This is a genomic window from Mycetocola saprophilus (genome assembly GCF_000718085.1).
Classification (GTDB): Bacteria; Actinomycetota; Actinomycetes; order Actinomycetales; family Microbacteriaceae; genus Mycetocola; species Mycetocola saprophilus.
In genome coordinates this window covers 410056-423993 of sequence record NZ_JOEC01000001.1, presented here as the reverse complement: position 1 = coordinate 423993, position 13938 = coordinate 410056, and the positions used below count along the sequence as shown (strand labels likewise).

The window sequence follows — 13938 nt, the reverse complement described above, 5'->3', positions numbered from 1 at the left end:
GGAGTTCCGGGGCGGGGCTGGCCCGTCTAGGGCCGTGTGAATACCAGGGACACGTTTTGGCCACCGAAACCGAAGGAGTTGCTGAGGGCCGCGGGCTGGGGCAGGTCGCGGCGTTCGGTGACAATGTCGAGGCCGATGTCCGGGTCCACCGTGTCGGGGGTGAGGTTGCGCGTGGGTGGGATCACCCCGTCGCGAACGGCGAGAACGGTCAGCAGCGCCTCGATTGCGCCGGCACCACCAAACAGGTGCCCGATCGCCCCCTTGGGCGCGGTCACCGCGATATCGGGACCAAACACCGAGGTGATCGCGCGCGCCTCGGCGATATCGCCGACCGGGGTACCGGTGGCATGCGCGTTGACGTGGGTCACCTCATCCGGTGCCAGGCCTGCCTGGGCCAGGGCACGCCGCATGGCCTGGATCTGACCGCGACCATCGGGGGCCGGGGCGGTCATATGGTGCGCATCCGAGGCGATTCCCGCCCCGGCCAACACCGCGTGCACCCGGGCACCGCGGGCAGCAGCATGCGCGGCACTCTCCAGAATCAGCACGGCCGCCCCCTCCCCGATCACAAAGCCGTTGCGGTCGGTGGCAAACGGCCGCGAGGCATCCGCCGCATCCCCGGTGGGCTTCGCCAGGGCGCGGGCCTGGGTAAACCCGGCCACGGTGATCGGGGTGATCGCGGCCTCGGTTCCGCCGACGATGACCACATCGGCCTCCCCCGCCCGGATCAGACGGGCACCCAGCGCGATGGCCTCGGCCCCCGAGGAACAGGCGGACACGGGCGTATAGACGCCCGCCTGTGCCCCATACTCGATGCTGACCACGGCGGCCGCCGCATTCGGCATCAGCATCGGCACCGTGCGTGGCGACACCCGACGCACTCCCGACGCCGCGAGCACGTCGTGCTCATGCAGCAGCGACTCGACCCCGCCGATTCCGGTACCGATCGCCACCGCCAACCGCTCCGGGTCGGGATCCACGAGCCCGGAATCCGCCCAGGCCTCGGCGGCGGCCACCACCGCCGACTGCTGGGAACGGTCCAGGCGCTTCGCCTGAACCGGCGTCAGGCGCTCGGCCGGATCCTCCGCCAGGGTGCCCGCAACCAGCCCCTCCACGAGGTGATCCGCCACACGAATGCCGGACTTACCGGACAGCAGCGCCTCCCAGGTCTCGGCGACGCCGGTCCCGAGCGGGGTAATGGTTCCCAACCCGGTCACAACCACATCCATCAATTCGCGCATAGCGGTACCCTTCTACAATTTGTACGTCATACAACTAGATATCAATTTGTATCACATACAATTGAGCCGTGAGTGCACAACAGAAGAACTCCCAGGCGAGCACCCGATCCGTCTCGACCCGGCATCGGCTGATCGAGGCGACCGCGACGCTGTGCCTGGAGCGCGGCGGTGGGGACGTGAGTGTGGCCGAGATCGCCGCCGGCGCGGGCGTGTTTCCCAATCAGGTCACCTACCACTTTGGATCCAAGGATTCCCTGCTTGTGCACGCGGCGTTTTACGCCCTGCTGCACGACTCGGAACGCCTCTCCCGAGTCGGCGACTCGGCCTGGGACGCGGCGGCAATACGACGCAAGATCGCCCGCACCACCCTCGCCCTCCCGGCACTCCCCGCGGTCTCTCGCGCACTGGCCGCGGGCATTGCCAAACCCGAACTGGCCCCCACCGTGGACACCCATCTCGACCTGCTGTTTCGCAGATCGGAGCGTTACCTGGAGCGCCTTCTGCGACGCAACGGCTGGACCCTGGAGCGCCCGGTCGGCGTCGAGGTGCGAACCTTTTGGAGCACGGCCCTGGGGGCGGTCCTGCTCGCCCAGGCGGGCGTGAGCGGGTCGGGTTCCGACCTTGACCTCGCGGGGGTGCTCACCTTTCACGAGTAGGCACCCCCGGGTACGCCGGGTTAGTTCTTCGAACCGGGGTATCCGTGCGCGGCCAGGGCCACGTGATCCCAGGCCTCCCAGGTGGCGATGCGCCGGGCGTACACGTCCTTCACGAACGGCAGCAGGTTGCCCAGCATGAGGCGCAGCGGCGGCTCCTCGGCATCCACCAGCGCCAGGATCGCGCCGGCACTGGCCGCAGGATCACCCAGAACGCCCTCCCCAAGGGAAGCCGCAAGTTCCTCCCGTAGCGCGTCGTATTCGGGCATCGTCGGGGCCGATCCGAGCGAGTTAGCGCTCAGGAACTCGGTGGCATATCCGCTGGGCTCCACGATGCTCACCCGAATCCCAAACTGGGCTACCTCGGCCGCCAGCGCCTCGGAGATTCCCTCCACCGCAAACTTCGCCCCCTCGTAGATGCCCGCGGTGGGCACGGCGACGATTCCGGCAACGCTGGAGAGGTTGATAATGTGCCCCGCGCCCTGGGCGCGCAGCAGCGGCAGGGCCGCCTGAATCACCGAGAGCGTCCCGAACACATTGGTCTCAAAGTTGGCCCGAGTGCTCGCCTCATCCACCTCTTCGATGGCACCCATCTGACCAAAGCCCGCGTTATTGACGATGACGTCGAGGCGACCGAAGTGGTCGTGCGCGGCCCTCACCGCGGCGAATACGGCCGCGCGGTCGGTGACATCCAGCCGCAGCGCAAGGGCGGTATCGGGGAACCGCTCCATCAGATCTGCGGCCTGGACGGGATTGCGCAGGGTCAGGGCGACACGGTCGCCCCGCTCGAGTGCCGCCTGCGCCCAGATTCGACCGAATCCGCGTCCGGCACCGGTAATAAACCACGTTTTGTTGTTGGTCATGCCGACCACCCTTCGTTTCAGTTTTTCCAACTTTACACTTATCGTAAATCTGTAAAGATCGGAATCGGTGAAAAATTCCCCGCCGACTGGATAATCTGGAAACATGGACCCCAGAGAACCGCGCCGCGCCCGGATTATTCGCGATGCAACCGCGCTGTTTTGTCGCAACGGGTATGCCCGAACGACGCTCGCCGATGTGGCTCGACGCAATGAGATCTCCCGCCCCACCCTCTACGCGGAGTTTGCCGATAAGGATGCGCTATTCGGGGCCGTGATCGACACCCTCGCCGACGCACTCTTTGCGCGTCTGGATGACGAACTCGCGCAGATGACGACCCCACGCGATCGCCTCCTGCATGCGTGTCTGAGCTGGGTGGGATCGGGATACGATCTGGTCCAGCAAAACCCCGAGGCCTCGGACCTCTTCAACCCGAAGTTCCCCGCCGTCACGCGCAGCAATGCGCGGTTTGAGCGTTACCTTCAGGCACTTCTCCCCGGGGACAACTCCCCCTCGCGCCTGAGCGAGATGATCACCCTGAGCCTGCAGGGCATTAAGCGGTTCGCGGTGGATCGTCCCCATCTCGACATCCTGGTCGAAACCCTGGTGGACACCGTGATCTCCGCCGACAACGCCCGAGCCCGCGGCTAGCCGCCACTAGACGTCGGAACGGCAGCCGCACCCGCACCCGCACCCGCACCCGATGCCAGCCGAGCATGAATTCGACGCTCCAGATCGTCGAGCTCATCCACCACATCGGCCACCACCCAGATGCGCTCCCGCAGCCGACCGGTGACCTCACGCAGAATCCCCGCGGCCTCCAGCGCATCGGTGACCCCTGCCAGCGTGTCCGCCGGCGCACCGGTGTGAGTCACGAGATCGGACAGCATCAGGGTGGTCCGATCGTGCAAAAACTCAAGGATCCGATCCTCGGCGGACTCGGCAGGTACCCCGAGCAAGCAACGCCAGCGCCCAGGGAGCGCCCGCAAGCGGAGGAAGGACACCCCCGCCTCGTCGGCGGCCACCGTGATCGCCACCCCGAGAATCCGAACCAGCGCGTCGATCTCGCCCCGTCGGTACGCGGCGAGCGCCTCGAAATACCGCGGGCGCATGGCCCCCAGCGCGCAGGCAACCGGCAGAGTTGCGTACAGGGTGACACCACGTCGCTGCAGAAGGGCACCGATCAGCGCCCGGCCGATGCGCCCGTTTCCATCGGTAAAGGGATGGATCGACTCAAACTGGGCGTGCACGATGGCAGCCTGAATGAGCACGGGCACGTCATCGCGATTGGCAAAGCGGATCAGATCGCTCATGAGGTTCGGAACCAGATCCGGTGGCGGTGGCACGAAGACGGCGTCACGCGGACTGTGGTCGCTGCCTCCGAGCCAATTCTGCTCGGCCCGGAAGCGGCCGGCCCAGGCACGGTCCCCCGGGTCGGAGTCCTCCCGCATGAGCGCCGCATGCGCATCGAGGACATCGTCACGCGTGATCCGCCCCGTCGAGCCGGCGCGCAGGAGCAGCCCGTGGATCGCCTCCATCGCGGCCACCACGCTGCGCGCCGGCGCGCTTTTCCCCTGCCCGGCCAGCGCCCGGGCGAGGGCCACGGAATCGGGTGTAATGCGCTCGATCTTGGACGAGGCCACGGACTCGGAGCGCACCATGAATCGCCCAAGCGCCGCCGAGCGCCCCCGGCCGCGGGCATCGGAGCGGGCGGCCGCGACCAGCGCCTCCTCACCGAGCAACACCAGCTCGGGCGGGGCCGCCACGGGGAGATCGGCGATGGCTGGGGGCACATATGCCACCACCTCGGCGAAGATCCGATCGGCGCGTGTGCCGCCGCGCTGGCGCTGACGCCACGGCCGCACGACGGCGTCGTGGGCGGGCCAGGCGGGGCGATTGATGGTGTGTGCCGGGTTCATGGTGGGCCTCCTTGTGCGGAAAGACTATGCAGGGAGGGCCCGGGGTGTCGAGGGATGTGCCTAGGGGTTTGCTGTGAGGGCGGGAGTCCCCCAGAATGGGCCGGTCAGCCCGACACCGGCGAAGTACTCGGCGGCCACCAGCGGCTCCCGACGCACATACCCCGGGTCCAGGCGGCCGGCGTACCACTGCGCGGACAGATTCCAGAGGGTCCGCAGGTCAAAGATCGCTCCGACCTCGTGGCCGGATGCGCGAGCCCAGTCCTCGACGCAGTCGACAGAACAGAAGATCCGCTGGTTTGCGCACGCGTGAATCACGTCGTCCCACACCCGCCCCATCGGCATCAGGAAGTGCACCACCTGGTCCCCCTCGGGGGCCGCGTCCCGCGTGACCGTCCAGGAGTGTGCGGCGTCACAGTGCGGACACGTGGTGGCCACCACCACCGCGGGCTCCTCGGGCACCAGGTGCGGGATCGCAAACGAGTCCCAGGCACAGCCTCCCCACCACAGCACCCGCTCCCCCATCACCGAGAATCCGAAGTTTCGGGTGGCGAACGGATGCGCCAACACGATCTCCCCCTCCGGCGATACGGCGATGTGTCGGTCCAGGATGAGCGCGTCGAAGGCCGCATCGGCCTCCTCGGGACCGATATTCAACCGTTCGGCCACCGAATCCGGGGTGCTGGCCTGACCTGTCCGGGCGAAGTGACGATAGATGGCGAGGCGGACGCGTTCGGTGGTACTGATGTCGCTCATGCGGGTTCTCTTCCGTTTCGTTCACAATTAGGTTGATATCCCCCTAATTCTGTTAGGCTCCCCGAATGGACGCAAACCCGGGTACAAATGTGACACCAGAGATTTCCAGTGGCGGCACATGCAACAGCTATCTGGTGCGCCGGGTGGATCGGCACCTCAACGCCGTCTATGACCGAGCCCTCGCCGGAACCGGGATCCGCACCACCCAGTTCAGCGTGCTTCGAGCCCTCGCCCTCGAGGGCGAAGCCCGAATCAGCGTGCTCGCCGCCACGCTGGGCATGGACCGCAGCACGCTCAGCGCCAACGTGAAACCGCTGGTGCGAGCGGGACTCGTCGAGGTCGCCGAGGCCAGCGATCGACGCGCCCGCGATGTCCGCATCACCGAGGCCGGGCACACCACCCTGCGGGCCGCGATGCCCGCCTGGATTGCCGCTCAGGAATCGTTCGAGGCGGCCATGGGTCACGAGTCGGCGCGCGCCCTGCGCAAGCTCCTCGCCGAAACCCTGGCCTGGCAGGGATAGCGAAACACCGCGCGCCCAGCACACCACGAGAATCGAGGGCCCGCGCCCATCGGGTCTCGCGGAGATTCGGCGTTTAGGGGCCACCTATACTGCGGCCGCCGCCTGCATCGTGGCGCGGGTTGCCAACACCGTGCGCACCGAGAGGGTGGCCACGGTGAGGATCGTCGCGGTCACCACCAGCACGCCGATCCCCGCCCACACCGGGCTCGCCGTGGCACTGATCACAAACGCGGCCACCGCGCCCAGCGGGAACGTATAGGACCAGGCACCGAGGGTAAACGGGGTGCGGCGATACAGCGGCAGCAGGCCCAGCTGCAACAGGACCAGAATCGCGGTGAGTCCCAGCAACACCTCGATGCCGATCCCCACGTGAGTGCCGGTCAGCGCGATCCACGCCCCGCCACCCACGGCGGGCGGTGCCATCAGGATCGCCAGCGAGGGCACCAGCGGTGCGGGCAGGGCCGGACGCAGCGCGAGGCGCGCCAGGATCAGGGTAAACACCAGCACCCAGAACAGTGTGGCCACCCCGAAGGCACCCCAGCCGAGTCCGATCCACCCGATCTTGGCGGCCGATCCCGCGGCGATATACCCCGCGGCCACCGTGGGGAGCAGGTAGCCTCCGTGCACGAAGTCGATCTCGATGTTGCCTCGGGCCCAGCGACCCAGGATCCAGCCGGCAAACACCGCGCCGACGGCAATCGAGATCAGCACCAGCGTCGTTCCCGCCCAGGGAACCATCGGGTACAGTCGCGCACCCAGGAACATTCCCAGCGCGGGTGCCAGCGCGGCCACCGGACCCTGCGCCGGATTGCGCAGCTGACCCATCAGCCCCTGTTCGGCGGAAAACCCTCGAATCGCATGGGCCACCAGGAGCCAGACCCAGGACAGGGCGGCGAGGCCCCAGAAGGCGTCGCCGATCATCGGGCTGAGCCCCCACACCGCGTCGGCGGCGCTCCAGGTCTGGGCAAGTCCGGCGAGACCGAAGCCGATCGCGAAGGTAATCATGGGGATACGTTGTGCAGTCATGATTGGATACTAATGCATTCTTGCCTGGTTAATCCATTAGTTCTACACTGGTGTCATGACCTTCACGCTTCTGGGCGAGCCCGCGGCAATCGATCTGCTCAACACGCTCAAGACCGCCCACACCCCGGCGGTGGATCAGCTCGATGCGCCCGGCGCGCTGGCCGAGTTTTGGCGGTTCCAGTCCGAACGGGATCCGGCGATCACCGCGCTGAACGCGGAGGACACCCGGAGCCTCCGCACGCTCGTGGGGGCGCTGATCCGGGCGATCGACGAGGGCAGCGCCCCGGATACGCCGGTCCTCACCGCCGCCAATACGATCCTCTTCGCGGCCCCGGTGCAGAGCTACCTGAGCGTGCGAGAGGGTCACCTGCACGTCGAGTACACCACCACCGCGCGCACGGCCGAGGAGGCCACCCGCGCCAAACTGATTCTGTCGGCCCTGGAACTGAGCGATGCGGCGGCCGCCGGACGCCTGCGCCACTGCCCGGCCGAGGACTGCTCACAGCTCTTTATCGCGACCAACGCCAAGCGCCGCTGGTGCACCGCCGCGGGCTGCGGAAACCGGGCGCGGGTGTCCCGGCATGCGGCTCGCGCGCGGGTCAGCCCGCGACCCGCCCGGTAGCCGGAGGGGTCGCGGGGCTCGCACCAGCCCGGACGCGGGCGGGCGCTAGTAGCCGATGAACCGATCGGTGCGGACCCGGTGCACACCATGCGAGCGGGCCGCCCGCGAGGCCGACACTACAAACGCCGGAGAGCCCGCCACATACGCGTGGGTGGGGCGGCCGGCCGGGCGGGCGATCGCCAGGGCGTGCTCATCCACCCGGGTGCCCGCGTACAGCCAGCCCTCGGGCAGAGCGCCGTCGAGACCCAGGGATTCCGGCCCCACGATCAGCACCCGAACGCCGCCGCGACGCAGCACGGGTTCGGCCCAAACCGGGTCCTCCCCCGCCCGCAGCGCCCAGATCAGCGTGGGTCCCGATGCCGGACGCGCGGTGCGCGCATCCGCCGCGGCCAGGAACGGAGTGAGCCCCACGCCGTTGGCCAGCCACAGTTCGTCGGCACCTCCGCGCACGGTGAAATCGCCACCCACGGCGCTCACGGCCACGTGGGTTCCGGGTTCCAGGGCGAGCAGCGCCTGCTTGAACGAGCTGGCCCGCTCCTCGACCCGCGTGATGATGCGCACCGCGGAGGATCCCGGTGCCGAGGCCACGCTGAATACCCGGCGCAGGCCGCGCCCGTCGGCACCCCGATGCGGGATCGAGAGTTCCAGATACTGGCCGGGGCGCAGGCGTAGCGGGCGCTCGGGCACGAAGGACAGATCGGCGATGCCACCCGCATGCTCCGCGCGGGCCTCCAGGGTCAGCCGCACACGCGAGCGCGGACCAAACCCGAACGCGACCGCGTTCCCCACCAGCAGCGCGAGTTCCGGCGACATCGCCAGCACACCCAGATTCAGCGGGATCAGCGATACCAGCCCGACGATGGCGCTCACCAGCATCCGCCAGCGGCGCCGCGGCGGTGCCGTCAGCGGCTCACTCATCATGAATGCCCCGAGGAAGAGGTAGGGGTAGGAGGCCAGGGCGGTCCATCCGGCGCCCAGCGGATCCGCGCCGGTGGACACCAGCTTGAGTAGCGTGCCCACCACCCCGATCACGATCACCGGCAGCGCGATATCCCAGGCTCGCGCCCGGTGCAGTACCAGGGCCGCGCCGAGGATCAGCGGGATAAACAGCGCCGGGGTCGCGATCCACCACACGGCCCCGCCGATCCCGGTGGCCGCGACCACCATCGCCCCGGCGGCTACCGGGTTGAAGACATGGCGACCACGCCAGGCCAGCAGATACTTACTCAGGTTCGCCGCGGCCACGGCGAGCGCCAGCATTCCCTGACTCTCGATGGTTGGCAGCGGGAAAAACAAAAACACCAGGATCAGCGCGGTCACCAGCGAGGACTCGCCGTGCGGGGCGACCCGCCAGATCAGCGCGAAGACTCGATTGGAAACCCAGCCGACCACCACCGCGACCACGAGGCTCAACACGAGTCCAAGGATCGGGAACGCGAGCACTCCGGCCAGCGAGAGCACGGCCGCGATCACCCAGAGCGCCAGCAACACCAGCAGCACCAGGCGATACATTGTCACACGACCAAGCAGGCGGTCCAGTCGGGCACTCATGCGATAAAAACCTCTCCGGGAAGCGTACGAGAATACTCCACGCGTCCATTTGTAAACATCCGAACCCAGTCGACATCCAGCCGCGTCGCCACGGCCTCGGGTCCGGCAAAAAACAGGGCGGTCGCGGCGGCATCGGCGATCAGCGCCGACTCCCCGATCGCCCAGGTGGCCACAATCGAATCCACCGGTTTCCCGGTGCGGCCATCCAATACGTGGTGCAGGCCCTCGCCCCAGGCGCGGCGGTTGGTGGCCGATCCGGCGATCGCGCCGCGCGGGCCGGAGCCGGCGAGTTCGATCACGCCGATCGCCCGGGTCCGATCAAAGGGGTGTTCCAGCGCGACCCGGAGTCCGGAGGATCCGGCATGGCGAATATCGCCGCCGGCGTCCACGGTGAGGGCCGTGTATCCGCGCGCCATCAGCAACCCAACTACCAGATCCACCAGCTGACCCTTGCCCACTGCCCCCACATCCAGCAGCACCGGTTCGGTCGCGGTGAGGACCGTTCCCACACTGCGCAGGGTGTCGCCGAGCGCCGGGACCGGCCCGGGGATTCCCGAGGGGATCAGCGAGTAGGCGGCGTCATAGCCCAGGGTTTCCAGCGCCCGCCCCACCAGCGGGGTGACCGCGCCCGCGGTCAGATCCTCGAGGTCCACATAGGTGTCCCAGAGGTCCGGCCAGTGCGCGCCGAGGTCCACGCTGCCGCCGGTCTGCGCGAAACCGCGCACCAGGGAGTCGGCGCGAAACCGCGAATACACCGCGTCATACGCATCGATCAGCGTGGACACGGCCGCCCGGTCACCGGAAGAAATCTCGTTCTCCGTGGTGATCTGCCAGCCGGTTCCGATCGCCTCAAAGCGCCAGGGGACGGGAGCTGGAACCACTACTTCGCCTGGGAGATGATGTTGTTGATGGCGTCGTTGAAGCCCTCCCCGGTCAGCGAGGAGCCCGATACGGTGCCCACGTTGAGGTCGGAGATGTTCTTGCCCACAACCTGGCCGGCGATCCCCGAGGCGAACTGGGATTCAAACTGCTTGGCGGTGGGGTTTTGCCCCTTGGGGACAACCTTGACATCGCTCACCACGCCGGCCTTGAGAGTGACCGTGACGCCGATCGATTCCTGCCCGCCGGGCGAGGTGTAGTTGCCGTCGGCGGAATAGGTGCCGTCCTTCAGCGCGCCGGCCGCGGGTGATGCGCCCGGGTCGGCCTGAGACTGTGCGGCGGGGGCACTGGGGTTTGTGGAGGAACCCGCGTCCGATCCGCTCTTGGTGAGGTCGCCGGTTGCACAGCCGGAGAGGGCGGCGATGGCGGCCACACCGATGCCAATCAGGGCGCTGGTGCGAACGGTGCCGGGGGTGCGAAGCATATCCATGGTGTTACCTTCCGTGGTGGTTCGAGACAACGGTCACACGAGGTAGGCGGCGGCCCGGTTCAGCCAATCGGGTTTTCTACAGAAAAAACTCAGCTTTGAACCATCGGGCCTCGAATATCGTGTACCGGGAGTGAGCAAGGAAACGAGGGCGTGATGTCCACCGAGCATGAGGCGCGGGTTCTGCGCGAGCTGCATGAGCAGCATGGCGCGGTGATCTGGCGTTTTGTGGTGCGCCTCACCGGTGATTTTGCCGGGGCCGACGACATCGTGCAGGAAACCCTGCTGCGTGCCTGGCGCAATCCACGGATCATGTCCGATGATCCCGAAAGCGCCAGGTCCTGGCTGTATACGGTGGCCCGGAACCTGGTGGTGGATGAGGCCCGCAGCGCCCGTCGCCGCCACGAAATCGGGGTCGAGGAGATGCCCGAGGGCCGCTCCGATGACCACACCGACGCGCTGTTTGATTCGATCCTGGTGGCCGAGGCCCTGGCGGCCCTGAGCGGCGAGCATCGGGCGGTGGTCACCGGGGCGTACTTTGGGGGCCGCAGCACCGTGGAGCTCTCGGCGGACCTGGGGATTCCCGAGGGGACGGTCAAGTCGCGGCTGCACTACGGGCTGCGCGCGCTCAAACTCGCGCTTCAGGAAAAGGGGGTCACCCGGTGACCGATATCCACACCCGCTTTGACGAGTGGGATGCCGCCTATGTCCTGGGGGCCCTGGGACCCGCCGATCGTCGCGCCTATGAGGAGCACCTGGCCGAGTGCGAGCGGTGTCGCCTGCACATGTCCGAGCTCGCCTCGCTGCCCGGGCTGCTCTCGCGGATTACCCCACCAAACGAGCGGGATATTCCCGAAGCCGAGCGGCCTGCGCCGGAGGCCACGGAACCGACATGGGAGGGCCAGGCGCAGTCCCGGGACGGCTCGGATCCCGCGTCGCCCTCCGACGCGAACGTCCCGGCCAACGCGGCGGAACCGTTCCCGTCCGAAAGCGATGAAACCGCCGCGCACCTCCCGCGCCCGCGGCGACGCCGCCTGAGTCGGCGTGCCCGCGGCTGGACCATCGGCGCGGCCGCCGCCGTGCTGGTCATCGGGGCCGCGATCCCACTCACCCTGCATGTGCTGGAACCCAAGACCGAGCGCCTCACCCTCGCCCAGGTGGGTCCCGAGCTGGCACCGATCGACGCGGTGGTCACCCTGCGCGACATTCCCGGCGGCACCCGGGTCACCATGGACTGCTCCTACACCTCCCCCGCCGCCCCCTACCCGGGTGCCGAACCGGTGGACTACTCCCTGGTCCTCACCGACAATGCCGGACGCGAGCGGGCGGTATCCACCTGGGTCGCCGCGCCGGGCAGTCCGGCGCGGGTCGAGGTGACCACCACAACCCCGCTCGAGGGCATTCGCTCGGTGGATGTGCGGCGTGCCGACTCCCCCACCCCGTTGCTCCGTGCCCTGCCCGCCGACTAAAGCACCACACAACGCCCCGTTGCTCCGTGCCCTGCCCGCCGACTAAAACACACGCCAACAGACAACGCCCCCATCCGGCACAACCGGATGGGGGCGTTGGCAGAAAAACTAGATGCGGGTTTCGTCCACGCGGATGGTGGCACCGCTTGCGGGTCCACGGTAGCTAAACGCACGCACGATCTGCAGGATACCCAGCACCACCAGGGCAACACCCAGGATCAGCCACAGCAGGGCGGCGAAGGCGAACGGCGCGGTGATCACGAGGATACCGGCAATGATGCTCAGCACGGCAAAGACCACGCCCCACACCTTATTGGAGGCGCCACGCAGGCTCGCGAAGGCCAGCACACCCTCGAAGATCCAGCTCACACCGATGAAGATCGCGGTGAAGATCGCCAGCACGGTGGTGACGTTGCCCAGGTCGGTGAAGGCCACGATTCCGGCGACCACAAACAACACACCGAGCAGCACGTTGCCGATCCGACCCCAGGTGGAGGCGCTCTTGGCAAAGATGCCCAGGGCCGCATAGATCACGCCGGCCACAACCGCGTAGATCGCGATGAACGCGGTGATAACCGAGGCGGTCTTCAGCGGCGCCACCAGGATCAAGATACCGATGATGATCGCGATGATTCCGGCGATGCCGAGGGCCGTGCGCACACCGTTGGTGAGGGTGCGGGAAAGGGAGGGTTCCTGAGTCATGGTTTTCCTTAGGGGTTGAGGGTTGAGGCTTGGGGGCGCGGCACAATCCGCGCATGGCGGTCATGCAGGATTGTATGGGCAATCACGTTGACCACGAGCGCCAACACGGCGGCGATGGCCACGGATTCGATCCGGCCGAGGCCCACCAGGTGGGCGGGCTGATCGGAGGAGGTGGTGAGCAGCACCACCGGGGTGAGCAGGGTCACAAACATCGGATAGTTGCCGGAGAGAATATAGGCCACACACAGCAGCGTGCAGACCAGCGCCACGAGGATCGGCACCGGGGCTGGGAGCAGCGAGACCAGCGTGGCAAACACCGCACCGATCGCGGTGCCCACCACGCGATCGCGGGCGCGGCTGGTGCGGTTATCGACGCCGACCGCGAGAATCATGCAGTAGGACAGCAGCGTCCAGCTGACGTAGGGGAAGTCCACGGCCTCGCCGATGGCGACGATGCCCAGCGAACCCACCGCGAGCATGACCCCGTACCCCAGCCGCTCCCTGACCGGCGAGGGCGTGGGCAGCGAGTCGTGTTTAGTGGGCATGAGGGTCGCAAACGCGAGCATGAACGCGGCTCCCAGACTCGAGCCCAGCAGCACCTGCCAGAACTGCACGTCGGTGTGGGACAGCGAGGCAAAAACGATCAGGTTGACCGGCGAGCGGGTCATCGAGGAGATGTCCCCGATCCGGAATAGGCCCTGCACCAGGCACACCCCCACCAGCGCCACCAGCACCGGAAAGGTTCCCAGCGAGCCCAACGTAAAGCCCAGCATCGCCACGATTACGGCCCACAGCGCCGCCATCGCCCGCCAGCGCGGCAGCAGCGCGCGCGACGGCGAGAGCAGGAACATGATCGCCAAATATCCGGCCTGCGCGGTGTGGGGTCCGATGAACCCGTAAAGGGCCGCCAGCAGCACCGCCGCCGACCCCACCAGTATGAGCGCCCCCAGAATGGCGCGACGCGTCAGCGCAAAATTCTTGAAAACAACGTGCGTCATGAGCTTCCCCCTCCCCGTCCCCACGGAGCCAGCGCTACGGTAATAAGAGAACACTATCGAGCTTTGGGTAGCGACGGTCATGACAAAACAGGATATTTCCGAACTTTTTGCTGGATCGTGGGGCCGGAGACTGGTTGATCCGCTGTCCCGAGCGGGCCTCCTACGGCGGAGTATCCTCGTGCCCGCGCGCGGCGAACCGGGTGACCATCGGTCGGAAACCCCGGCCACGGCGCGGTAGTCCTCGGTTTTACCCGAA

General features: G+C 67.6%; 16 protein-coding genes. 6 read left to right on the top strand and 10 right to left on the bottom strand.

What is annotated here, in order from left to right:
• Nucleotides 1–26: 26 nt before the first annotated feature.
• Nucleotides 27–1241 carry a beta-ketoacyl-[acyl-carrier-protein] synthase family protein gene (locus IE92_RS0101885; RefSeq protein WP_030143184.1) on the bottom strand — a complete coding sequence of 405 codons (1215 nt, stop codon included), beginning with the start codon at nt 1239–1241 and terminating at the stop codon, nt 27–29.
• A 68-nt stretch (nt 1242–1309) separates the two neighbouring features.
• Between IE92_RS0101885 and IE92_RS0101880 the strand changes: the two genes are divergently transcribed.
• Nucleotides 1310–1897 carry a TetR/AcrR family transcriptional regulator gene (locus IE92_RS0101880; protein WP_030143183.1) on the top strand — a complete coding sequence of 196 codons (588 nt, stop codon included), beginning with the start codon at nt 1310–1312 and terminating at the stop codon, nt 1895–1897.
• A 20-nt stretch (nt 1898–1917) separates the two neighbouring features.
• On the opposite strand, the gene IE92_RS0101875 is transcribed toward IE92_RS0101880, so the two are convergent.
• Nucleotides 1918–2757, bottom strand: coding sequence for an SDR family NAD(P)-dependent oxidoreductase (locus IE92_RS0101875; protein WP_030143182.1), 840 nt, complete (start codon nt 2755–2757; stop codon nt 1918–1920).
• A 103-nt stretch (nt 2758–2860) separates the two neighbouring features.
• Between IE92_RS0101875 and IE92_RS17070 the strand changes: the two genes are divergently transcribed.
• Nucleotides 2861–3406 (top strand): TetR/AcrR family transcriptional regulator, encoded by a 546-nt coding sequence (locus tag IE92_RS17070; protein WP_051701484.1) that lies wholly within the window; start codon nt 2861–2863, stop codon nt 3404–3406.
• Here IE92_RS17070 and IE92_RS0101865 read toward each other — a convergent pair.
• Nucleotides 3403–4674: a Fic family protein gene (locus IE92_RS0101865; protein ID WP_051701483.1), complete on the bottom strand. Its 1272-nt coding sequence runs from the start codon at nt 4672–4674 to the stop codon at nt 3403–3405. The genes IE92_RS17070 and IE92_RS0101865 overlap by 4 nt on opposite strands.
• Before the next feature lie 60 nt (nt 4675–4734).
• Nucleotides 4735–5427, bottom strand: a complete 693-nt coding sequence (merB, locus tag IE92_RS0101860; RefSeq protein ID WP_030143179.1) for an organomercurial lyase — start codon at nt 5425–5427, stop codon at nt 4735–4737.
• 89 nt (nt 5428–5516) lie between these two features.
• Between merB and IE92_RS0101855 the strand changes: the two genes are divergently transcribed.
• Nucleotides 5517–5948 (top strand): MarR family winged helix-turn-helix transcriptional regulator, encoded by a 432-nt coding sequence (locus IE92_RS0101855; RefSeq protein WP_162178475.1) that lies wholly within the window; start codon nt 5517–5519, stop codon nt 5946–5948.
• Nucleotides 5949–6032: 84 nt separating this feature from the next.
• Here IE92_RS0101855 and IE92_RS0101850 read toward each other — a convergent pair whose 3' ends face one another.
• On the bottom strand, nt 6033–6974 hold the full coding sequence (locus tag IE92_RS0101850) for an SLAC1 family transporter (RefSeq protein WP_043321290.1): 942 nt from the start codon (nt 6972–6974) through the stop codon (nt 6033–6035).
• 55 nt (nt 6975–7029) lie between these two features.
• On the opposite strand from IE92_RS0101850, the gene IE92_RS0101845 reads away from it, so the two are divergent.
• Entirely contained in the window at nt 7030–7596 is a 567-nt protein-coding gene (locus IE92_RS0101845; protein WP_030143176.1) for a CGNR zinc finger domain-containing protein, read from the top strand.
• Between the two features lie 45 nt (nt 7597–7641).
• On the opposite strand, the gene IE92_RS0101840 is transcribed toward IE92_RS0101845, so the two are convergent.
• From IE92_RS0101840 to IE92_RS0101830, 3 genes are read right to left on the bottom strand one after another with little or no spacing between them, the layout of a single operon-like run.
• Nucleotides 7642–9147: an FAD-dependent oxidoreductase gene (locus IE92_RS0101840; RefSeq protein ID WP_030143175.1), complete on the bottom strand. Its 1506-nt coding sequence runs from the start codon at nt 9145–9147 to the stop codon at nt 7642–7644.
• Nucleotides 9144–10028, bottom strand: coding sequence for an FAD:protein FMN transferase (locus IE92_RS0101835; RefSeq protein ID WP_030143174.1), 885 nt, complete (start codon nt 10026–10028; stop codon nt 9144–9146). Before IE92_RS0101835 ends, IE92_RS0101840 begins: the two co-directional genes overlap by 4 nt.
• The gene (locus IE92_RS0101830; RefSeq protein WP_030143173.1) at nt 10028–10516 is read right to left on the bottom strand and encodes an FMN-binding protein; all 489 of its coding nucleotides are present in this window, start codon (nt 10514–10516) and stop codon (nt 10028–10030) included. Before IE92_RS0101830 ends, IE92_RS0101835 begins: the two co-directional genes overlap by 1 nt.
• Nucleotides 10517–10669: 153 nt before the next feature.
• On the opposite strand from IE92_RS0101830, the gene IE92_RS0101825 reads away from it, so the two are divergent.
• Together IE92_RS0101825 and IE92_RS0101820 are read left to right on the top strand one after the other, a co-directional pair.
• Nucleotides 10670–11179: a sigma-70 family RNA polymerase sigma factor gene (locus IE92_RS0101825; RefSeq protein ID WP_030143172.1), complete on the top strand. Its 510-nt coding sequence runs from the start codon at nt 10670–10672 to the stop codon at nt 11177–11179.
• Nucleotides 11176–11982, top strand: coding sequence for an anti-sigma factor family protein (locus IE92_RS0101820; RefSeq protein ID WP_030143171.1), 807 nt, complete (start codon nt 11176–11178; stop codon nt 11980–11982). Before IE92_RS0101825 ends, IE92_RS0101820 begins: the two co-directional genes overlap by 4 nt.
• Nucleotides 11983–12090: 108 nt before the next feature.
• Here the strand turns inward: IE92_RS0101820 and IE92_RS0101815 are convergent, their stop codons facing one another.
• Nucleotides 12091–12684 (bottom strand): HdeD family acid-resistance protein, encoded by a 594-nt coding sequence (locus IE92_RS0101815; protein WP_043321289.1) that lies wholly within the window; start codon nt 12682–12684, stop codon nt 12091–12093.
• Nucleotides 12685–12692: 8 nt separating this feature from the next.
• Nucleotides 12693–13682, bottom strand: a complete 990-nt coding sequence (locus IE92_RS0101810) for an FUSC family protein (RefSeq protein WP_051701480.1) — start codon at nt 13680–13682, stop codon at nt 12693–12695.
• Nucleotides 13683–13938: the final 256 nt, after the last annotated feature.

Coding starts and splice junctions, on each gene's coding strand:
- IE92_RS0101885 (WP_030143184.1), bottom strand. CDS start 1,241: ATGCGCGAATTGATGGATGTGGTTGTGACCGGGTTGGGAACCATTACC.
- IE92_RS0101875 (WP_030143182.1), bottom strand. CDS start 2,757: ATGACCAACAACAAAACGTGGTTTATTACCGGTGCCGGACGCGGATTC.
- IE92_RS17070 (WP_051701484.1), top strand. CDS start 2,861: ATGGACCCCAGAGAACCGCGCCGCGCCCGGATTATTCGCGATGCAACC.
- IE92_RS0101865 (WP_051701483.1), bottom strand. CDS start 4,674: ATGAACCCGGCACACACCATCAATCGCCCCGCCTGGCCCGCCCACGAC.
- merB (WP_030143179.1), bottom strand. CDS start 5,427: ATGAGCGACATCAGTACCACCGAACGCGTCCGCCTCGCCATCTATCGT.
- IE92_RS0101850 (WP_043321290.1), bottom strand. CDS start 6,974: ATGACTGCACAACGTATCCCCATGATTACCTTCGCGATCGGCTTCGGT.
- IE92_RS0101845 (WP_030143176.1), top strand. CDS start 7,030: ATGACCTTCACGCTTCTGGGCGAGCCCGCGGCAATCGATCTGCTCAAC.
- IE92_RS0101840 (WP_030143175.1), bottom strand. CDS start 9,147: ATGAGTGCCCGACTGGACCGCCTGCTTGGTCGTGTGACAATGTATCGC.
- IE92_RS0101830 (WP_030143173.1), bottom strand. CDS start 10,516: ATGGATATGCTTCGCACCCCCGGCACCGTTCGCACCAGCGCCCTGATT.
- IE92_RS0101825 (WP_030143172.1), top strand. CDS start 10,670: ATGTCCACCGAGCATGAGGCGCGGGTTCTGCGCGAGCTGCATGAGCAG.
- IE92_RS0101815 (WP_043321289.1), bottom strand. CDS start 12,684: ATGACTCAGGAACCCTCCCTTTCCCGCACCCTCACCAACGGTGTGCGC.
- IE92_RS0101810 (WP_051701480.1), bottom strand. CDS start 13,682: ATGACGCACGTTGTTTTCAAGAATTTTGCGCTGACGCGTCGCGCCATT.